19 protein-coding genes and 2 tRNA genes are annotated in these 21539 nt (G+C 42.4%); 12 read left to right on the top strand and 9 right to left on the bottom strand.

The genetic code is table 11. The features are described from left to right. The first annotated feature begins 57 nt into the window (after positions 1–57). Entirely contained in the window at positions 58–927 is an 870-nt protein-coding gene (locus AAAH86_RS01065; protein ID WP_343485640.1) for a DUF6503 family protein, read from the top strand. Positions 928–1010: 83 nt separating this feature from the next. Here AAAH86_RS01065 and AAAH86_RS01060 read toward each other — a convergent pair whose 3' ends face one another. Beyond that, positions 1011–1421, bottom strand: a complete 411-nt coding sequence (locus tag AAAH86_RS01060; RefSeq protein ID WP_343485639.1) for a DUF4293 domain-containing protein — start codon at positions 1419–1421, stop codon at positions 1011–1013. Positions 1422–1609: 188 nt separating this feature from the next. On the opposite strand from AAAH86_RS01060, the gene rho reads away from it, so the two are divergent. The 3 genes from rho (at position 1610) to AAAH86_RS01045 (ending at position 5313) form a co-directional block, all read left to right on the top strand. After that, the gene (gene rho, locus AAAH86_RS01055; protein ID WP_343485638.1) at positions 1610–3172 is read left to right on the top strand and encodes a transcription termination factor Rho; all 1563 of its coding nucleotides are present in this window, start codon (positions 1610–1612) and stop codon (positions 3170–3172) included. Positions 3173–3295: 123 nt separating this feature from the next. After that, the gene (locus tag AAAH86_RS01050) at positions 3296–3940 is read left to right on the top strand and encodes a hypothetical protein (protein WP_343485637.1); all 645 of its coding nucleotides are present in this window, start codon (positions 3296–3298) and stop codon (positions 3938–3940) included. Between the two features lie 749 nt (positions 3941–4689). Next, positions 4690–5313 (top strand): hypothetical protein, encoded by a 624-nt coding sequence (locus tag AAAH86_RS01045; RefSeq protein WP_343485636.1) that lies wholly within the window; start codon positions 4690–4692, stop codon positions 5311–5313. 57 nt (positions 5314–5370) lie between these two features. Here the strand turns inward: AAAH86_RS01045 and rpsT are convergent, their stop codons facing one another. The 4 genes from rpsT to proS all read right to left on the bottom strand — a co-directional run bounded on the left by rpsT (position 5371) and on the right by proS (position 7512). Beyond that, the gene (rpsT, locus tag AAAH86_RS01040; RefSeq protein WP_343485635.1) at positions 5371–5622 is read right to left on the bottom strand and encodes a 30S ribosomal protein S20; all 252 of its coding nucleotides are present in this window, start codon (positions 5620–5622) and stop codon (positions 5371–5373) included. 90 nt (positions 5623–5712) lie between these two features. Beyond that, positions 5713–5784, bottom strand: a tRNA-Glu gene (locus tag AAAH86_RS01035). 89 nt (positions 5785–5873) lie between these two features. Then, positions 5874–5945 (bottom strand) — tRNA-Glu (locus AAAH86_RS01030). 91 nt (positions 5946–6036) lie between these two features. Continuing rightward, positions 6037–7512, bottom strand: coding sequence for a proline--tRNA ligase (gene proS / locus AAAH86_RS01025; protein ID WP_343485634.1), 1476 nt, complete (start codon positions 7510–7512; stop codon positions 6037–6039). A 297-nt stretch (positions 7513–7809) separates the two neighbouring features. On the opposite strand from proS, the gene AAAH86_RS01020 reads away from it, so the two are divergent. Then, on the top strand, positions 7810–9108 hold the full coding sequence (locus AAAH86_RS01020; protein WP_343485633.1) for a hypothetical protein: 1299 nt from the start codon (positions 7810–7812) through the stop codon (positions 9106–9108). A 37-nt stretch (positions 9109–9145) separates the two neighbouring features. Continuing rightward, positions 9146–10645: an aromatic hydrocarbon degradation protein gene (locus tag AAAH86_RS01015; RefSeq protein WP_343486807.1), complete on the top strand. Its 1500-nt coding sequence runs from the start codon at positions 9146–9148 to the stop codon at positions 10643–10645. Between the two features lie 52 nt (positions 10646–10697). Here AAAH86_RS01015 and AAAH86_RS01010 read toward each other — a convergent pair whose 3' ends face one another. After that, positions 10698–12161, bottom strand: a complete 1464-nt coding sequence (locus AAAH86_RS01010) for a T9SS type B sorting domain-containing protein (protein ID WP_343485632.1) — start codon at positions 12159–12161, stop codon at positions 10698–10700. Positions 12162–12291: 130 nt separating this feature from the next. Continuing rightward, entirely contained in the window at positions 12292–14094 is a 1803-nt protein-coding gene (locus tag AAAH86_RS01005; protein ID WP_343485631.1) for a T9SS type B sorting domain-containing protein, read from the bottom strand. Between the two features lie 131 nt (positions 14095–14225). On the opposite strand from AAAH86_RS01005, the gene folE reads away from it, so the two are divergent. From folE to AAAH86_RS00980, 5 genes are all read left to right on the top strand, one after another. After that, complete coding sequence (gene folE / locus AAAH86_RS01000; protein ID WP_343485630.1) at positions 14226–14906, top strand: GTP cyclohydrolase I FolE; 681 nt, start codon at positions 14226–14228, stop codon at positions 14904–14906. Next, the gene (gene cysS / locus AAAH86_RS00995) at positions 14906–16387 is read left to right on the top strand and encodes a cysteine--tRNA ligase (RefSeq protein WP_343485629.1); all 1482 of its coding nucleotides are present in this window, start codon (positions 14906–14908) and stop codon (positions 16385–16387) included. The genes folE and cysS overlap by 1 nt, the downstream gene beginning before the upstream one ends. Then, the gene (gene yidD, locus AAAH86_RS00990; RefSeq protein WP_343485628.1) at positions 16353–16610 is read left to right on the top strand and encodes a membrane protein insertion efficiency factor YidD; all 258 of its coding nucleotides are present in this window, start codon (positions 16353–16355) and stop codon (positions 16608–16610) included. Before cysS ends, yidD begins: the two co-directional genes overlap by 35 nt. A gap of 573 nt (positions 16611–17183) precedes the next feature. After that, positions 17184–18158, top strand: a complete 975-nt coding sequence (gene lgt, locus AAAH86_RS00985; RefSeq protein WP_343485627.1) for a prolipoprotein diacylglyceryl transferase — start codon at positions 17184–17186, stop codon at positions 18156–18158. Further along, the gene (locus AAAH86_RS00980) at positions 18155–18640 is read left to right on the top strand and encodes a DUF192 domain-containing protein (protein ID WP_343485626.1); all 486 of its coding nucleotides are present in this window, start codon (positions 18155–18157) and stop codon (positions 18638–18640) included. Before lgt ends, AAAH86_RS00980 begins: the two co-directional genes overlap by 4 nt. Positions 18641–18863: 223 nt before the next feature. Here the strand turns inward: AAAH86_RS00980 and AAAH86_RS00975 are convergent, their stop codons facing one another. Together AAAH86_RS00975 and AAAH86_RS00970 are read right to left on the bottom strand one after the other, a co-directional pair. After that, positions 18864–19799 (bottom strand): alpha/beta fold hydrolase, encoded by a 936-nt coding sequence (locus tag AAAH86_RS00975; protein WP_343485625.1) that lies wholly within the window; start codon positions 19797–19799, stop codon positions 18864–18866. A gap of 175 nt (positions 19800–19974) precedes the next feature. Further along, complete coding sequence (locus AAAH86_RS00970) at positions 19975–20709, bottom strand: hypothetical protein (RefSeq protein ID WP_343485624.1); 735 nt, start codon at positions 20707–20709, stop codon at positions 19975–19977. Positions 20710–21007: 298 nt separating this feature from the next. Between AAAH86_RS00970 and AAAH86_RS00965 the strand changes: the two genes are divergently transcribed. Next, positions 21008–21532, top strand: a complete 525-nt coding sequence (locus tag AAAH86_RS00965; RefSeq protein ID WP_343485623.1) for a GNAT family N-acetyltransferase — start codon at positions 21008–21010, stop codon at positions 21530–21532. The last annotated feature ends 7 nt before the right edge of the window (positions 21533–21539 follow it).

Raw genomic sequence — 21539 nt, 5'->3', positions numbered from 1 at the left:
GAGAAGTAAGCTTTGTATTGTTTTCCGTCTAAACACCCGAACATCTAAAACAACACCATGAAATCACAAAGCTTAAAAACAGTACTTTTTCTTTCTTTTATACTGCTACTATCATGCGGGCAACAAAAGAAGTCTGAAACTAAATCTGAAGAGGTGGCTGCTGAAATGCCCGAAGCCAAAGCACCAGTTTACGATACCAATGACCCACAGACCATTCTGGCCGCCATCGAATATGCCCATGGTGGTTGGGGCGACCTTTGGAAAAAAGGTGATGTACAATACACGTACCATTACCATAATCCCACAGCTGAAAAAACCGATTTATCGGTAGAACGCTACATTTTTGACAATGAGGCATCATTTGGCCACTACACCCAGCATGAGATCAATGTAATGCCCAATGTAGAAGGCACGGTCACCCAATGTTTTGATGGTGAAAAAACCGTGGTCATGGTCAACGGAGAAAAAAACGATGACCAACAGGGCAATGCCGTGGGTGACTTTTTGAGAAGGGCCAACTATTTTTGGTTCGTCATGCCCTACAAACTGAATGATAAAGGCACCATCGCGACCTACGAAGGCCAAGAAGAATTTGAAGGTGCCGCTTATGACAAGGTCAGAGTGACCTATGATTCTGAAATCACCGGCAAAGAACAAAATGACACGTACATTTTGTATGTGAATCCGGAAACCAAAATGATCGATCGGTTTTATTTTTCACTACCGTTTTTGGGTGTCAATGAACCGGTCTTGATCGCCGATTACGATTACGAGAATGTTGATGGGCAGAAAATAGCTACCAAAAGAACCTATTACCTGCCCAATGAAAAAGGTGAATATGGTGAGGAGCCAAGTTTGGTGCAGACCTTATCTGATATTTCGTTCAACAATGGATTTACGGTCGACAACCTTATGGCAATGAATTAAGTCTGGCTTTTCATTGGATTTTAAAACAAAACCCCGGCCATCTGGCCGGGGTTTTTCGCACTAATACTACTAAGATGTTAGGTTCAACGCAAACGATCCACAGATTTTACAAGATCTTCATCCTTTTTGATGGCTCTGTTGGCCAGAACCAGAAAAACGATAGAAAATACAGGAATCAGCATCCCAATACCCTTCTCAGAGACCGCCGTCTCTCCGGATAACGTTAGGGACCGGTAAACGAAAAATCCTAGTAAAAAAAGATTCAATATGATGTTCAGTCGGTTCAACACAAACTGATTTTGTCGTTTCTTATATAAAAATATGGCGATGCCCGCCAAAAGTGCTACAACGTAAAAAGCGATACTCACCATCATTTCGTTTTTGGCAAAAATAGCATTGCCATCAACATCGACCCAAAGATTCAAGAAGAAGGGCAAAACCCCCGCGAGAATCATTACAATCACCAAATACAACGTCTGAATTCTCTGAATCATTGTACATTTCAATAATGAAGGGCAAAAATAATCCTCTTTTCGCTAAAGAGCACCAAATGTTGAAAAATTATTTGTATACTTGTACAGTTATTTGAGAGCAAACTTACCTCGGGATACTTTCCCACTGTAATACCCAATAACAACTTACTTCAAAACATCTTATACAAAATAACTTATTCCATTTTTTAATGTTTGAGATTTCAGACCTAAAGGCGAAAAAACTTCCTGAGTTGCAGGAAATTGCAAAAGAATTAAACGTACCCAAGTTCAAGACCATGAAAAAATTGGATTTGGTCTACCAGATTTTGGATGTGCAGGCTTCCAATCCAAAGGTTGCAAAAGAAGCAGTACCAGTAAAAGACAACAAACAACAAGAAAAACCAAAGCGGTCTCGTGTAAGCCGCTCCAAGAGCAATGATGCTCCTGCAAAGGATGCTCCGAAGAAAGAGGAAACTGCCCAAGACGAACATCAAGACAAGCGGCAAAAACGTGACAACCATCACCAAAACGGGCAGCACAAAAACCAAAACAACAATCGCCGCAACCAAAACAATCAGCGCAATACCAACCACGATAAAAAAAGCAGCAACTACGATAAAGATTTGAAGAATCGCTATAAAGAGCCCGAATTTGAGTTTGACAGCATCATTGAAAGTGAGGGTGTTCTAGACATCATGCAAGATGGCTACGGCTTTTTGCGCTCTTCGGACTACAACTACTTGTCTTCACCAGATGACATCTATGTCTCGCAGTCGCAGATTCGTTTGTTCGGACTCAAAACCGGCGATACCGTTCTCGGTAACGTGCGACCCCCAAAAGAAGGTGAAAAGTATTTTCCGCTCATCAAAGTGAACAAAATCAACGGTCTTGACCCTCAAGTAGTTCGTGACCGGGTCTCTTTTGAGCATTTGACCCCTTTATTTCCAAAAGAAAAATTCAATCTTGCCGAAAAGCAAAGCACCATTTCAACCCGTATTATGGACCTTTTTGCACCAATCGGCAAAGGCCAACGGGGCATGATCGTTTCACAGCCCAAAACGGGTAAGACGATGCTGTTGAAAGATATTGCCAATGCCATTGCGGCCAACCATCCAGAGGTGTATCAGATTGTTCTGTTGATCGATGAACGCCCTGAAGAGGTGACCGATATGCAACGCAATGTACGTGGTGAGGTGGTCGCTTCTACCTTTGACAAAGAGGCCAGTGAGCATGTTCGCGTGGCGAACATTGTCATTGACAAAGCAAAGCGCCTCGTGGAATGTGGTCATGATGTCGTGATTTTGCTGGATTCCATCACACGTTTGGCCAGGGCCTACAACACAGTACAACCTGCATCTGGTAAAGTGCTTTCGGGTGGTGTTGATGCCAATGCCCTACACAAACCAAAACGCTTTTTTGGTGCCGCACGAAATATTGAAAACGGAGGTTCACTATCAATCATCGCCACGGCGTTGACCGAAACCGGCTCAAAAATGGATGAGGTCATCTTTGAAGAATTTAAGGGAACAGGCAACATGGAACTACAACTCGACCGTAGGATTTCAAACCGAAGGATATTTCCTGCCATTGACTTGGTCACTTCCTCAACCCGTCGAGATGATCTGTTGTTGGATGACCAAACAATTCAACGTATGTGGATCATGCGCAAGTACCTTGCCGATATGAACCCTGTTGAAGCCATGGAGTTTATGGAACAACGCATCAAGCAGACCAAAAACAATGATGAGTTCTTGATGACCATGAACGAATAATTTCTGACAGTTTATACAGTTTTAAGCCCCGACCATACTTTGGTCGGGGTTTTTTCTTTAATGCATATTCAGAAAAAACATATCTTTAAAAGGAATTTTTACGAACCCCTTAAAACCATCCTAATGAGAACATTCAAGAAAATGACCTATTTGGCCTACGGCCTTTCTTTGCTGTTTTTAGTGTCTTGTGTCGAAAAAGAAAAGAAACAAGACGGTGCCCAAGAAGACCCTCCAAAAATGGAAGAAGAAGAGGTCAAAACCCCTGACGACATTATTTCGCTGAAGGAAGCAAAAGTACTCTGTGAAAATTACGAAGAGCGTAGGGTGGAAGCTATCACAGAATACGAAATGCAACAGAATGGGTCAGAAGAATTTGTGCCCACACAATTCATCGACTTTGATTTTAAGACCATTCGAAAATATGTAAGGTATATAGAAAGAGAGGCCCGAAAAGCAGGTGTCAAGCCTGATAGCCTACGTATTTATTTGGGCAATTATGGGCCTGACGGCCAAGACCCCAATAGAAATACCGTATTTTTATTACCTACTGCAAAAATCAATGGTGAACGGGGTGGCTTTTATATTGATGGTGATGGCAAAGCCCAGCTGATTCGAGGCTACTGGCCCGAAGACCAAAAAGGCAGCCAAGAGGATGAGCCAAAATCCAAGGCAAGTTTTTTACCGAGTCTAAATGTCAGCCTATATCAAGAGAAAAGCTTGATTTTGAATCATGGAAACGGAGGCCCACCGCCGACAGGAGACTTCTAAATTTACTATATCACCAAAGTTTGATTGATTTTTTAAAGCAGGAATATTTTCTCATCATTTATGGGCTGACTTTGATTATTTCATTGGCTACCTACCGCAAATATTTTGATACTGCTTTAAAGTATTTCCCATTGCTCATAGCGTATACCTTTTTTAATGAGCTCTTGGGTTATTTTATAAAGTATGACGACAATTTTGCTTTTTTTTCTGACGAAGAGTACATAATTTCCAACGACGTAATCTACACTATCTATGAATTAGTTTTTTTCTCATTTTTTTATGTCCTGTATTGGAGATTGGTCGCTTCCAAAAAATTCAAAAAATGGATTTATTGGTCTTCCCTACTGGTCGCTTTATCATATATAATAAGCAGCTTTTTTCAAAACCCATTGTTTGTAAGTCTTTATTACTCAACAGCTTTGGCTTCTTGGGTATTGTTGTTTCATATTATTCTTTATCTATATGATTTGAAAGAAAAATTGAGGTGGAAAATGCAAAAGCATAATTTGATGTTTTGGATAACCGTCGGCTTGGGCACTTTTTATTTTTTCTTTCCGATAATTTACTTGATAGGTTTTCGTCATTTTGAATTATATCAACAACTTGAATTGAGAATTATTCTAAGAATATTGATAGTGCTGATGTATACGCTTTTTATTATAGGCTTTATTATCTGTAGAAGAAGGGCCTTTCGTTAAAACCAATAGCTATTGTTTCCGTATTATTTTATTTTCTACTTGATTGCGCTGATGGCATCATTGTTTACCTACAGAAAATTTTATGACACCCCGCTTCGGTTTTTTCCCCTTTTTATCGCCTATACTTTTTTCAATGAATTGTTGGGCTATTTCATACTTGAATTTGAAGAGTTCAGTTTTTTTGAAGATGAAGCCTATCATTGGCACAACATCATTATCTATAACATCTACCAAATCATCTTTTTCTTTTACCTTTTTTGGGTATACAACAAATTATTGCCAAAACATGTTCATCAGCATATTATCAAGATAAGTGCTCTGGTCTATACATTGTCTGTTGTCATATCATTGTGCTTTCAAGATCCCTTTCACTCCAGTTTATTCTACGCCGACAGTCTGGGTTGTTTGGCCATATTGTTGATTATTGGTCTCCACACCGACAAAGTCACAAATGGTTTCAGTACGGCAGCTAATCGGTATAATCTGATGGTTTGGTTCAACTTGGGCATGGTGTTGTTTCATCTTTACTTCCCATTATATATTTTAATGGGATATCTGAATGTGGGTTTCTACCTAAACTATCATTTAAGACCGATTCTTTGGGTCGTCATATCAATAATGTACCTGTTGTTCACTATTGGATTTATCATTTGCAGAAGAAGGGCTTTCAGATAAGGGCACAAAAAAACCTTCTGAAATCAGAAGGTTTTTAATTCTTTGGCCTAGCAAATACTACATCGCTGCGACTTGGCTCATCAACTTGCTTTTCAAATTGGCAGCTTTGTTGGAATGGATGATATTGCGTTTGGCCAATTTATCAATCATACCGACAACAACAGGAAGCTGCTTTTGTGCTTCCTTTTTATTCTCTTCATTGCGCAGCTTTTTGATGGCATTCCGCACTGTTTTGTGCTGGTACCTGTTGCGAAGACGTACTGCTTCGTTTCTTCTGATTCTCTTTAATGCCGACTTGTGATTTGCCATTTCTTTAATTTACGATTTTAGATTTACGAAGTACGAATGAAATAAAAGTAAAATTCTACACTCGTAATTCTAAATTCTACATTCAATTTGTAGCCCGTAGGGGAATCGAACCCCTGTTACCAGGATGAAAACCTGGCGTCCTAACCCCTAGACGAACGGGCCTTTTGTCAGTTATGAGTTATGAGTGAGAAGTTTTGAGTTGAGTCTTTTAAATTGCTTAACTCTGAACTCTACACTCTGAACTCAAAAAGTAGCCCGTAGGGGAATCGAACCCCTGTTACCAGGATGAAAACCTGGCGTCCTAACCCCTAGACGAACGGGCCATTTCAAATAAGAACGTAGGTTGCATTATTTGCGGATGCAAAAATACAACTATTTTTAAGTATTGCAACCCTGATTTTTATTTTTTGGGCACTAGTAGGCCTTTGCAAACAGTACCCGATATGGCGATGGATTGTCGGTGACCATACACTTGCCCTCTTCATTTTCAACATTTAAGGGTATGCAGCGAATGGTGGCCTTGGTCTCTTCTTGAATCTTGCTTTCTGTGGCTGCGGTACCATCCCAGTGTGCTGCAATGAACCCACCTTTTTCTTCCAAAACTTTTTTGAAATCATCATACGAGTCGACCTTGGTAATGTGGGTTTCCCTATGGTTGAGCGCTTTGGCATAGATGTTTTTCTGCATCTCCTCTAACAAAAGCTTGATTTTGTCTAAAACAGCACCTGCCTTGACAGTCTCTTTTTCCAGGGTATCCCTACGTGCAACCTCAAAAGTACCATTGTCCAGATCACGCTGCCCAATGGCCAAACGCACAGGAACACCCTTCAACTCGTATTCGTTGAACTTGAACCCTGGCTTATGGGTATCCCTATCATCATATTTTACTGAAATGCCCTCGGCCTGTAATTCTTTTACAAGTGGATTTACCTTTTCTGAAATGGCATCCAACTGTTCCAAACCTTTGTAGATGGGTACAATAACCACTTGAATGGGTGCTAATTTAGGGGGTAGCACCAATCCGTTATCATCGCTATGGGTCATGATCAGTGCACCCATCAATCGCGTGGAAACACCCCATGATGTGGCCCAGACATAATCTTGTTTTCCTTCTTTGGTTGCAAATTTCACATCAAAAGCCTTGGCAAAATTCTGGCCCAAAAAGTGTGATGTGCCTGCCTGCAATGCTTTACCATCTTGCATCAAAGCTTCAATGCAAAACGTTTCCAAAGCTCCTGCAAAGCGTTCGCTCTCGGTTTTGGTGCCCTTGATGACTGGTACCGCCATGTGGTTTTCAGCAAACTCTGCATAAATGTGCATCATCTGTTCGGCTTCCTGCATGGCTTCTTCCTCTGTGGCATGTGCCGTATGGCCTTCTTGCCAGAGAAACTCTGCGGTACGCAAAAAAAGACGCGTACGCATTTCCCAACGCACCACATTGGCCCATTGGTTGATCAAAAGTGGTAAATCGCGATAGGATTGAATCCATCGTCGAAACGTATCCCAAATAATCGTCTCAGAGGTAGGCCTGACAATCAGTTCTTCTTCCAATCTGGCATCATCATCCACCACAATACCTGTACCATCCTCGTTGCTTTTCAAGCGATAATGGGTCACCACGGCACATTCTTTGGCAAAACCTTCAACATGGCTTGCCTCTTTGCTCAAATATGACTTGGGAATGAATATGGGAAAATAAGCGTTTTGGTGCCCTGTATCCTTGAACATTTTATCCAAAGCGGCCTGCATTTTTTCCCAAATGGCGTAACCATAGGGTTTGATGACCATACAGCCCCTGACCCCTGAATTTTCCGCTAAGTCCGCTTTGATTACAAGTTCATTGTACCATTTGGAATAATCCTCGGCACGGCTCGTCAAATTTTTACCCATCAATAGTAGTTTGGCACAAAACTTGTGACTAGATTAACAAAATAGAACGATAAAACTAACTATTTTTAAAATGAACTCCATTAAACATTTTGAATTGAAGCGAAAATTAGCGGTTTTGTGCCCAGATGAAGACTTTTTTAAGCCACATAGCAGTGCTACGGGGCGAAAAAAAGGCAAAATATTGGTACAAAAGGGCAATTTTTTAGCCAATTTGTAAGAGTTTATGTGAGTTCAAAACATTAACAATAAAATTTGAAAAGGATGCAACGTACTTTACCCCGCCAAAAATTTATAACCATGGCCTTCGGTTTGATGGCCACTTTCCTTGTTGTTTCCTGTGGTTCGTACCAACAGGCCTCCTATTATGAAGATGATGGAATATATGCCAGTGGCAATCGTGTGGCCAGGGTCGAGAAAAAGTCTGCAGCAGCAGTGCAAACCGAACAGACCGAACAGGATTTGTACGGAGAGTATTTCGGACAGAAAGCACAGCAATACGGTGAAATATTGGATAGTGAGGTGTTCACTGATGTCGATGATTACTTTAGTGAAAATGAAATAGACAGTACGGCGATAGGGGCGCAGACCCAATATGATTCTTTTGACAATAACTATGAAGGTTTTGGTGGCTGGGGTGACAATCCTTCAAACCTGACCATCAATGTATATGACAATAGCTGGGGTTGGGGTTCTCCTTGGTTATGGAATGGCGGCTTCGGTTGGGGCTGGAACGACCCTTGGCTCTGGGGCGGTGGCTTCGGTTGGGGCTGGAACAGACCCTGGGGCTGGAATCGTTGGGGTTGGAACGCAGGCTGGGGCTGGGGTGGCGGCTTTGGCTGGGGTTGGAACGCTGGTTTCGGCTGGGGCGGTGGCTTCGGTTGGGGCTGGAACAGACCTTTCTATGGCGGGTATTATAACAATTATGCATACAATAGAGGTCGTCGTGGCTATTCAAGAAACACATTTGGAAACACCCTTGCCAGCAACTCATTGAGGGGCAGGTCAAATGCAAATTATTCGCGTTCGTCAAGAGCGGGCACAGTTTCAAGATCAAATAGCGGTCGTTCGAGCGTGGGCAGAAGCACGGCATCAAGAAGTTCGAGGAGTTATCGGAGCAATTCAGGCGTGAGACGCTCAGTAAGTGCCGATGCCATTGCCCGCAACCGACAATACAGAAGCAGTAGAAGCACAAGGTCTGCACCTAGATATAGTTCAAGTACGCGGTCAAATCAGACCTATAGGAGCACAGCACCGAGAAGCAGTACCTACAATAGAAGGTATTCATCTGGAAACAGCAGCTCTCGCAGCTATCGTTCATCCGGAAATCGAACCTCAGGATATCGTTCATCCGGAAGAAGTACAAGAAGTTACCAATCATCGGGCCGATCAGCACCTAGAAGTAGTGGCTATCGCAGTTCGAGAAGCAGTAGCCCACGAAGCAGTGGATACCGAAGCTCAGGCCGCAGCTCTAGAAGCAGTGGTGGCAGCTACAGAAGTTCAGGAGGAGGCTCAAGAAGCAGTGGCAGCTTTAGGTCTTCTGGCGGTGGTGGCCGATCATCAGGTGGTGGTCGCAGTGGCGGTAGAAGAAGTAGATAAACATATCCCGTTCAGTTTAAACAAAAAATTATCAGCTATGAAAAAATTCACGGTTTTCATCATGGGCTTATTGTGCGCAACCGTTACTGCCCAGAACATTAATGATGTGTTGCGTTTGAGCACTGAAAATATTCAAGGTACGGCAAGATTTCAAGGCATGTCAGGGGCCTTTGGCGCCTTGGGCGGTGATTTGTCGTCGTTGAATGTGAATCCGGCTGGGTCAGCTGTCTTTAATTTTAGCCAGTTCACCATTTCTGGTTCGAACTACAACAGAAATAATGACGCTTTTTTCGGAAACAGCAGAGTGAATACTGAATTGAATGCTGTGGAACTGAACCAAGCTGGTGGGGTGTTTGTCTTTAAATCTCCAGACAGCCCATGGAAAAAATTGTCCCTTGCCTTCAATTATGATTTGGCACAGAACTTTGATAACGAATTTCTGGCATCGGGAAGCACAACCCAAGGTATTGACAACTACTTTTTAAATTTCGCCCAAGGCGTGCCGTTCGGCGATATTCTTCTTGTGGGAAATGAAACCGTTGCAGATGCCTATCTCAATATCGGTGCTGAACAGGGTTTTGGTGACCAGCAAGCTTTTTTGGGCTATTTTGGTGGCATTATCGACCCAACGGATGAGAGCAATCTTGATGGCACTTCGTATGTGCGCAATGCCCAATATACCAATGTAAATCAAGAAGTGATACAAACCACTTCAGGCTATAACAGCAAATTTATGGCCAATTTTGCCGGGCAGTACCAAGAAAATCTATATATCGGAGCGTCGCTGAATTTTCATTCGGTTCTTATCGATAGGCTGACCCTTTTTGAAGAAAGGGGCTATGATGCCGATTCAGAGATACAGACCACTATTTTTGACAACTTTTTACGTACCCAAGGTGATGGTTTTTCATTCAGTTTTGGCGCCATTGCCAAATTGAACGACAACATTAGAATTGGAGGAAGCTATCAGTCCCCAACTTGGTACAGATTGACCGATGATCTATCGCAGCGTATCAGTTCTGATTTGGCTGATGACAGTATTGGGTTGATAGATTTCAATTTGGTCAACCTTTTCCCAGAGTATCGCATCAATACCCCGTCAAAAATAACAGCAAGTGCTGCGGTGGTCTTTGGAAAAGACGGACTCATAAGCTTTGATTACAGCTACCAAGACATGTCTGAGGCGAAGTTACGTCCAACCTCAGACCCAGATTTTGCCAGTGAAAATAGCTTGATTGCCCAATTGGGCGTGGTCAATACGTACAGAATTGGCGGTGAATATAGAATTGAACGGGTAAGTCTGCGAGGGGGGTATCGTTTTGAGGAAAGTCCTTTTAATGACTCTGACGGTATTGGGGATTTGACAGGATACTCTGGTGGTATCGGTTATGATTTCGGTGGCAGCCGATTGGATTTAGCAGTGAACCGAACCGAACAGGATACCAACGAACTTTTCTTTGATTCGGGCATCGATAATTCAGCATTGGTCAACCGCATCAACACCAATGTAACTCTAAGCTATACCCTTAAATTTTAAGTGAGAAACTTTTAAAAAAAATGATGCCGGAAGCTTTTTGCTTCCGGTTTTTTTATCGCATCAAAGAAAAATGCCTTCTTACGCTTCTTGCCACAATGACGCCCTCCCTATCCCTGTCGTAATCCAATCTAAACCAATAGTCAGATGCAGGCAACGGTCTGCCATTAAACGTACCATCCCAACCCAAAGTAGCGGCATCCAATTGTTTTAAGAGTTTGCCAAAACGGTCAAAGATAAAAACCGCCGGATTATCCAGGGTTTCGATGCCCAAGACATTCCAGTTGTCGTGAATGCCGTCACCGTTCGGGGAAAAGAATTTTGGATAACCGACCACCAAAAATTCAATGGGTTCAGTAGTGCCACATCCGTTTTTATCGTTGATAATGACTGTATTGAGCCCGGGAGGCACATCTAAAAAGACCGAATCATCTTGAAATTCGCCGCCGTTAATGGCATATTCATAATCGCCATCGCCATCAACATTGAATTCCACATTATAGGGGTCGGTCTGATCGCTATTGACCAAATCGTCAGTTACTACGATTCCGTCCGGTTGAGGCAATAATTGGGGAATACCAAAGAACGTTATCAAGATGCCGCCATTGTCAACAACAGTGGGCGGCGTACCGGAAGCGGTAGTTATGGTTACAAAATAACGACCTGAATTTGGGCTTGTGACCACCAGTTCAGCACCAAAAAGCCCAGTACCGGGAAGGGTCGCATCAATGGTACCATCATCATCGTAATCAACCGTCCATTCCACATTGGCAATATCAGAACCCGCTGGGGAGTTCAAGGCGCTCAAAACAATATCAGGGTCACCCTCGCAGGCGATAATATCCAATCCCAAGAACTCATCACGCAGTGTACAATCTAAAGCGGTATCTTGATTGGCACTGACCGAGCTTCCTGTAAACGTGAGTGAGAAAGGTTCAGGGTCACCATCAAAATTTGTATTGAAATTATTGATGAACAAGTAATAGATTTCGCCGGCCTGAACATCCAACCATTCATCATAAGTGTTTTGGCTTCCCCTTACAAAAGGGGCTCCTACCTGTCCGTTTTCAGGGTTCACACCAATGCCAGTAAATGATGTTGTATTCACTTCGTAGTTGCAACGAATCGGCTCCGATGTACCATCACCTATAATTCCACAAAAGTTTTGACCAGAGGTTTGGTCATAAGGGCCGTAGAGTGCAAAATCCCACTCGGCGGTGTCAGACAATGCTTCAATGTCAAAACCGATTTGGCCATCGGTACCTGCCCTAAAAACATACCAAGAGGTGTTATTTTCTATATTTGCCGAACTCACGCTACCCTTTTCAAGGCAACCAGTCTGCCTAACAATGTCAGGGTCAAAATCGTTGATATCACCTCCCCCATCAATCAGTGGCATTATCGGAGTGCCGTCGGCACATACAGGAATCGCTGTTCGGCAGTCTCCTGAACTGTTATTTTGCGCGTTTATATGTAATAGGAAGAAAAAGAAGCAACAAGCGATAAATAGTGTTCGCATGATATGGGGCTAAGATGTTTTATTTTCTTATAACAACTATAACTGCCCAAACCCTAATTTTAGTATTCGTTTATCGTAAAAATTGTGCCGTTAATCGATGAAATGCACGCCATAAATTGCAAAAGTAGGGTTATCGCCTTAACGAAAAGTGGTTCTGCAGGTACTTGGCATAGGTGCGAACCCCTTCTTGATTGACGTACGAAAGCTTGAACCAATAGTCTGTTGAGGGCAATGGCAGCCCATTGAAGTTGCCATCCCACCCCACTGAACTTTCGTTTAATTGCGCCAATAACTTGCCATAGCGGTCATAAATGGTGACAACTGCCGAATTCAGGTTTGAGAGTCCATCGACATGCCAATTTTCGTTGATACCATCGCCATTGGGCGAGAAATGGTTCATGAATCCGACCACGACAATTTGTTCGGTCACGACACCACATCCAAACAGGTCACGCATGGTAATTGTGTGTGCCCCGGGAAACACCTCTTCAAAAACATTGCTTGTTTGAAACCCGCCATCGTCGAGACTGTATTCAAAATCACCCTCAACATCGGTGATTACGGTCACGGTATTGCTCAATTGGGGTTCGTCTATCTCAATATCTGTAATTCTTGGTGATGCCGAAGTAGTGACCCTAACCGTCCTCACAGTATTACAGGTGATACCGGAAGCCGTATTGGTCGCGGTCAAGGTATAGTTACCCGGCTGGCCAACGGTAATGGCGGGAGTGGTTTCACCCGTATCCCACATGTAGGTATAGTTTGGGTCGGGCATGGTCTCGCCAATGACTTCCATTGGGGCGTTATCACACATCGGTACGTCCGTTTCAATGTTCAGAACAGGATTTTGTATCGCATTCAATTCAAAAGATTGCGAGGCATCAAAACATCTCGAGTTTTCCATGGAAGTCACGCGGATGAATATGGTCTCACTTCCCACCGGTTTTTGATACTGTTTGTTCAAGGGATTCATTCCATTAATCGCATCGGCTTGGGAAGCATGGTAACTCACATTGAAAAGATTGGGGTCTTGGGCGCCCAATGCTTCCATATCCTTTAATAACAAATCATACGCTGTTCCCCCATCATGGCAATAGACATCATCTGCAACGGGTTGGGTCATTGGTGCTGTTGTGAAGGCTATTTGAACATCACTAATGATGTTCGGCCCAGATTGCAACACCTCAACACGGTATATCGCATCGTTCGCAACGGTATAGGTCGGACCGTTTTCTCCTGTCACTATTTGAAAGCCACTGCCATAGTTTGCATACCAATTATAGCCTACAGCGCCACTGGTTGTGGCATCCAAAGTGATGGTCTCTCCGTCACAGGCGGCAATAGGCGGACCCAAAAGGTTATCTATGATAGAACAATCCAGCGCATCATAAGGATTCGTCACAAAAATCTCCCCAGAGAACTGGATGGAAAATCCTGAATTGGTACTGCTGAAATTATTGATGAACAGATAATAGTCTTCCCCAGCATTGACCTGTAGCCAATCTTCATACAAAACTGAACCCGAATCCCCAGAGGGGTCCTCTCCTACCCCTACATACGATTTTTGGTCACTGTTGTCGAAAAAGTTGCAACGGATAGGGTCTCCCAAACTATTACAGTCAGTAGCGCGGTAGAGGGCAAAATCCCAGTCTTCGCTACTGTCATGACCAATATTGAAGCCCAATTGCCCAGAAGCATTGGTTCGAAAACGGTACCAAGCTGAATTTGATTCGATTGAACCGCTTTGGGTTCTTTCTAAACATCCGCTTTGCGATGCCCCATTGAAATCATCGACCCCATAACCATTGGTGCCCCCATTTACAGGGGTATTGTCACAAATGGGTATTGCGTTGGCACAATCAGCAGCAACCTGTGCGTTCAAGATCATACCACAAAACAGAAAGCCATATAAAAAACCGAAGTGCTTTACCATAAGTGGCTGTCAATTTGGGATTTACAAAAATATATCCCTGTCTCGGTTAACAATAATTTATGTTGTCAAACCCTGTAAATTCGATGTCATTAGGCCATTAATGTCTATCTTTGCCACTTTGTTCCAGCACTATGAAACTAGAGGAAACCTTGGATGAACAATTGGATAACAGAGGAGACGACCATGTCGGTTCTTCACCCGAAACTCCATTGCGCAACGATGCTTTTGTCTTAGAGGATGATGAAAAAATCGAGCGCATCGAAAAAAGTGTACGTGAAATCATGCTGACCTTAGGGCTTGACCTTGATGACGACAGCTTGAACGGTACGCCGAAAAGGGTTGCAAAAATGTATGTGACCGAGATTTTTGCAGGCTTGCATCCAAAGCGTAGGCCAAAATCCTCGACCTTTAAAAACAAGTACAAGTACGGTGAGATGCTGGTCGAAAAGAACATCACGGTATACTCCACCTGCGAGCACCACTTGTTGCCCATCGTCGGCAAGGCCCATATCGCCTACATTTCAAACGGCACGGTCGTCGGTCTTTCAAAAATGAACCGTATCGTCGACTATTACGCCAAACGGCCCCAAGTTCAAGAGCGCATGAACATTCAGATTGTCAAAGAACTTCAAGAGGTCTTGGGAACCAAAGACGTGGCCTGTGTCATCGATGCGAAGCACCTCTGTGTCAACTCAAGGGGCATTCGTGATGTGGATAGCAGCACGGTGACCGCGGAATACGGGGGCAAGTTCAAGGAAGAATCTGTTCGCAGGGAATTTTTGGATTACATCAATCTAGATACTGAATTTTGATGCCTTTGTTTAAAGACCAGACTTTAAAAGTTACCAACTCACTTACCGGAAAAAAGGAAGTTTTCAAACCTATCAAAGAAGGGCACGTGGGCATGTATGTGTGCGGCCCGACCGTATACAGCAACGTGCACTTGGGCAACTGCCGTACCTTTATATCATTTGACATGATGTTTCGGTATTTAAAGCATTTGGGCTTCAAAGTGCGTTATGTGCGCAATATTACTGATGCAGGCCATCTGGAGAACGACGCCGATGAAGGGGAGGATAAAATCGCTAAAAAGGCGAAATTGGAGCAGATTGAGCCCATGGAGGTCGTTCAGCGCTACACCGTTGACTTTCATGAGACCTTGCAAAAATTCAACTTACTGCCACCGAGCATAGAACCAACGGCCACGGGGCACATCATAGAGCAGATTGAAATCATCAAGGAAATTCTTGAAAAGGGTTATGCCTATGAAATCAATTGTTCGGTGTATTTTGATGTTATCAAGTTCAACGAATCGAACGAGTACGGAAAATTGAGCGGTCGCAAACTCGAGGATATGATTGCCAATACCCGAGAACTAACCGCGCAGGACGAGAAGAAAAATCCGCAGGATTTTGCCCTTTGGAAAAAAGCGGAACCCCAGCACATCATGCGGTGGCCCTCACCTTGGGGTGACGGTTTCCCAGGTTGGCATCTGGAATGTACGGCCATGAGCACCAAATACCTGGGAGAGAATTTTGACATCCACGGGGGTGGAATGGATTTGAAATTTCCACATCACGAATGTGAAATTGCGCAAGCGGAAGCCTGTTCTGGCATCTCTCCGGTAAACTATTGGTTACATGCCAACATGCTGACCCTGAACAGTAAAAAAATGTCAAAATCCACTGGAAATAATATCTATCCCTCAGAAATCTTCAGTGGTGACAACGAAATTCTGAGCAAACCCTACAGCCCTTCCGTGGTGCGTTTCTTTATGATGCAGGCACATTACAGCAGTATTTTAGATTTGAGCGATGATGCGCTGTTGGCCTCTGAAAAAGGCTTCAATAAATTGATGGAGGCCATTAAAACGTTGCAAAGTTTAGAGGTAGGCCCAAGCACCAATTTTGATATTGCGTCATGGAAAAAGCAGTGCTATGAAGCCATGAACGATGATTTCAATACGCCGATACTTATCGCCCACCTTTTCGAGGCCGTAAAACAAATTAATTTGATCAAGGAAGGAAAGGCATCAATTGCTGAAGTGGACAAAAAAGAACTTGAAAGCTCCATCAATGCCTTTGTTTTTGATATACTGGGATTACAACCGCAAGAAACTTCAAATTCGCATTCTGAAAAACTGGAAGGCGTTGTGAACCTTTTGATTTCTCTGCGTGAACAAGCGCGGCAAAACCGGGATTTTGAAACCTCTGACAAAATAAGGGATGAACTCGCTGTTCTGGGGGTACAATTGAAAGATGGAAAAGAAGGCACCACATTCAGCATCAACTAGATTGAAAAAAATTCTGGTCGCACCATTTATTTTTTTGGTGAGGGTTTATCAATATGGCATCTCACCCTATACCCCTGCTACTTGCCGTTACCAGCCCACTTGTTCTGCCTACACTGTTGAAGCACTACAAAAACACGGTCTTTTTAAAGGCGGGTGGTTGGCAATCAAGAGAATCTTTAGTTGTCATCCTTGGGGAGGCTCGGGATACGACCCTGTTCCGTAGCAAGTTCAAACTCAAAATTCAAACACAAACTCAAGCGCAATTTGTGGTCATTCGTGAAATTCGTGTCTTTTGAAGTACGAAATACGAATGTAAAATGACGAATTGATTGTGTGGTTTCTCCGTGAAATTTTGCGTATCTCTGCGAAACTCTGCGGAACAGCCCGTAAAGCTCAAGCGCAAGAGTCAAGTTCAAAAGATTCGTGATTATTCGTGAAATTCGTGTCTTTTGAAGTACGAAATACGAATGTAGAATGACGAATGCTTTTACGATTTCTCCGTAAAACTTTTCGCATCTCTGCGAAACTCTGTGTAATAATTTTCAAAGCTCAAGTGCATGGGTCAAATTCAAAAGATTCGTGATTATTCGTGAAATTCGTGTCCTTTAGTTATGATTTTAGAGTTACGAATGACGAATGCAAATTACAACTTTCAATACCCTGTCAACAAAAGAAACCAGAAACTTGAAACCAGAAATACAAACATCGAGTACCCCGCATTTAAACCCCAAAAGTCTAGCATCTAAAATCTAACCTCTAACATCTATTTACCTATCTTAGCCCGAAAATTGAACGCATGTACTTTTTAGGTTTTACGTGGAATCCCGATGATATTCTCTTCAACATTGGGTTCATCCAGATAAAATACTACAACCTATTATGGATTTTGGCCTTTGTTGTCGGTTGGTTCATCATGAAGCGCATTTTCAAGAATGAGAACAAATCGATGGAAAAGCTTGATTCACTCTTTGTGTATGCCGTTGTTTCCATCATGTTGGGGGCGCGACTGGGGCATGTGTTCTTCTACGATTGGGATTATTACAAAAACCATCTTTTAGAGATTTTACTCCCCATTCGAGAAAGTGCCGAAGGTTCACTTTTTGGCATCATCAATGGCTATGAGTTTACCGGTTTTACAGGTTTGGCCAGCCATGGTGCAGCCATTGGTGGCGTCATCGGTCTCTATATGCTGTCGAGAAAATACAAAGATTTGGGCGTGTTATGGTTGCTGGATCGCGTCGTGATGACCTGTTCGATTGGTGGGGCCTTTGTGCGATTGGGCAATTTCTTCAATTCTGAAATCAATGGTAAGGTAGTGGATGAATCATTTGCTTTTGCTACACGCTTTGTAAGAGATTCTGATGACATGCCGGCCTATAAAGCGATGGGGCTGACCAATGAAAAAACAGCCAGTGCCGCCTATAAGGCCATTGAAAACAATCCGCAGTATGCAAACATTCTTGAGGGCATTCCTTTTCGTCACCCCGTTCAATTGTACGAGGCTTTCGGGTATCTCATCGTGTTTCTAATCATGTACTATTGGCTGTATTGGAAAACGGACAAAAAAGACAAACCCGGTTTCCTCTTTGGGTTTTGGTTGGTCATTATGTGGGGGCCAATCCGTTTTGTCATGGAATATTTCAAGAAGAGCCAAGGAGGCTTTGAGGAAGCTTTGGGCACATTTTCCACTGGGCAATGGTTGAGCATTCCGTTTGTACTTCTCGGACTATATTTGATGTTCAGGCCCGATCCTAAAAAACAGAACGCATGAAACTCTTCAAAAGGTCATTTATAGTAGTCGGACTTTTTCTTGCCCTAGTATCTGCCTGTAAAGAAAATGCAAAAAAAGAGGTGAAAACCGAAAACATCAGTTTCACCAAAGAAGGGGAACTTTCAATTTTCAGAGGTGATTCGCTTATCCATTCTCTGGATATTGAAATGGCCGAATCAGATTACGAGACCCAAACCGGATTGATGTACCGAGAATCAATGGAAGAAACCCAAGGGATGCTGTTTTTGTTCGCCAATCCAAGATTGCACTCTTTTTATATGAAGAACACGGAATTTCCGTTGGATATTCTCTACATTGACCAAAACAAGAAATTGGTCACCATCAAAGAAAATGCCCAACCTTTTGATGAAAGCGGTATTTCATCGGAAGTACCCGTACAATATGTGTTGGAAATCAATGCGGGGCTTACCCAGAAATGGGGTTTGCAACTCGGCGATAGTATTGCCTATTCTAGAAATTAATCATTGGATTACTCCGCTATTTGTGCAATCTCATTACTTCTTTAAAAAATATAGTTGTTCAAAAAAACGTTGGTTTACCGGAACCATTAAATATTAACTGTTTTTGAATACGTGTACGGGCGGTCTAAGATCACAATCCTCAGTTCAGATCATTGATTGAAATATCCCTATTTTTAGATGTAGTATTTTCCTCGCCGTTACACCCATGCATCGTCTCACTGGTTCAATTCAAATGTTCCTTTATCCATTCTGCTGCAATTTTCGTCCATTCCCCAGGTAGTTTATGACCACTTTCGAAAAATTTAATATCTTTTTTATCACTTCCAATTAATTGAAAAAGCTGTTCAGCTTCAATTGTACTATAATTTCTATCATCATTTTCACCATTCAACATTAAAAAGGATGTTGAAGTAATATAGGGTGCAAAATTATATACTGCCAAAGCGGAGTGATTTTCTTTTAAGATTGGTGTTACACTTGCTACTGCTGCTCTTATTCTAGTATCTGTTGAACAAAGATGAAATACCATCATTCCGCCCATACTATAGCCTACTGCCCCAAATCGTGATGCATCAATATCTTTGCGAGTTGCTAGATAATCCAGAGCCCTGCGATATTCAGTAACGGTTTGTACAATCATGTCCCTAGCTTGCAACACCCAACCTTTCTGAAAAATAAAAACATCTGCGGACTCGTAATCATTGTTCAGCATTCTTTCACCATGATATTCAGCATCCAAGCTTAAAACTGCAAATCCGGAATCTATCAATTGTTTGGTTAATAGTCCACCGGAATTAAAACTGTTTTCTTTCCACCAACTTTCTTTAGAATCGCCAACCCCATGTAATAATAGAACACACTGATAAGGGGCGTTGCCCTTTTTTGGAATGGCTAAATAACCTGGGACACGGCTATTGCCCACTCCTTGAAAGACTATTTTTTCGCGGATATAACTTGTTTCCTCTATCTTATCAACGGTCTTAACCTCTAACGGAATAGTTTTATCATAATCGAAGAACTGGCTCATGACTTTAAATGCTTCCGATTTAATCGGATTCATAAGAACGGAATCGCTCTCCTGGGCTGCTATTTGGTGAGGAAAGAAAGATAAGGCACTATAAAAAAGGAAAATGACGGTATAGAATGTTTCAGACTTCATAATGTCTTAAATTTTATCTTCTCTGAAAGTCGGGCTGCGATTTACATGCGCTGTTCGCCTCACGCTCAATGTTCTTATCTCCTGCCAATTCTGAGGGCTATCGGAATATGGATAATGCGTTTAAAGTTAGTTGAAAAGCAGTAATGTATTGTGGCCATTTTGCTGCCGATTATTTTTACATTCCCTTTCCCAGAATTACATCACATAGTTCTATCCACCACGACCATTTTCCCATTGGTGCTATGGCGAGCGAGTAAAATGTCACACCCAATAATGTAAATATGTACGATTTATATATTTTTTTCTCTTCCTTATAATCCAAGTATATCATATATGACAATGGAATTATTGTCGTCACAATAAGACATATATAAATAGCATCCAAATAGGACAGAGGTGGATTTCCCTCGTATGACATCAACAACGGAAAATATATTAATCTAGCGGTAGCGGGCAATAAAATCCAAAATACCGTTGAAATAAGCCATCGGGCATGCTTTCCTGTATCTCTGACATTCCAAATCCCAAAGATGACACACAGGCTAAAACCTGTAAGTGCACAGAAATCACCAAAAGAAAAACCGTATTTCAATACATCTGACAGAAATTCATTGACCACCTGATAGGGCATCACTTGAAGTGCTGAACCCACAACACCGCCTGCCAAGAAAATACCGATTATGCCCAGTTTTCTATGAAATTTTGCGGGTTTGTTATGAATGAGCCAGGGCTGAACGATTACAAGGATATACCAGGCTGTAGCCGTCAGACCGTGCACGTGCTGGCGAAACGGGGCTTCATTGAACTTGTTCCAATAGGTAAGATAGAAGCCGGCCCATGTTAAAATGAAAGGTATCAATAACCATAAGTGTGCTTTGGGGAACAGTTTGGTTTTACTTTGTTCAACCATGACTGTTTTATTTGATTGGCCAAAACGTAGGAATATGATTTTTGGTTATATGCCTATGAAAGGAAAATACTAATATAGCCATTTTCAAATTGGATAGTAGGCCTGTAAAGCGGCCGTTTAGCGTAACCGACGAGTCATACTCAAAGAATATTCGATTTCAGTTCCATTTTCGGTTTGTGCTAGACTTGTTTCAGTATTCTTTTTAATAGTTTCGTTATAAGACCTTTTACGAAACTGAAAAGCGAAATCAATACAGAAGTTAACAAATCATCAACCGCATTGCTTGCCTTAAATTCTAATGACCAATTATTTACTTGAAGACGAGAGCACCGAACGCCTTTTGTTCAGAAAATTCACTCCAGAGGATTTTGATTTGTGGCTCCCCTTTTATGATGACCCCCGTTCGACCGAATTTTGGGATGGTCTTCCAGAAAATCCCATCGAAGCTTGCCAACAACAGTTCGACCGTATTTTTGAGCGGTATGAAAAGGGCTTGGGCGGCATGAATGCCCTGATATTAAAAGAAACTGAGGCATTGGTCGGTATGTGCGGACTGCTGGTGCAAACCGTCGATGAAAAAGAAGAACTTGAAATAGGCTATTCCGTTTTACCAAAATATTGGAAAAAAGGTTTTGCCATTGAAGCTGCATCGAAATGCAAACAGTTTGCCTTTGAGAACCATTTTGCCGACTCATTGATTTCCATCATCCATATTGATAATGTTCCATCCCAAAAAGTGGCCCTGAAAAATGGTATGGTGCTCGACAAGATCACGACTTACAAAGACAATCCCGTACATATTTTCAGGGTTCACAAAAAGTGATCGAATG

It is taken from the genome of Allomuricauda sp. d1 (genome assembly GCF_039592695.1).
Lineage (GTDB): Bacteria > Bacteroidota > Bacteroidia > Flavobacteriales > Flavobacteriaceae > Flagellimonas_A.
Note: the sequence above shows the minus strand (reverse complement) of the source record. Positions and strands in the feature narration are given on the sequence as shown.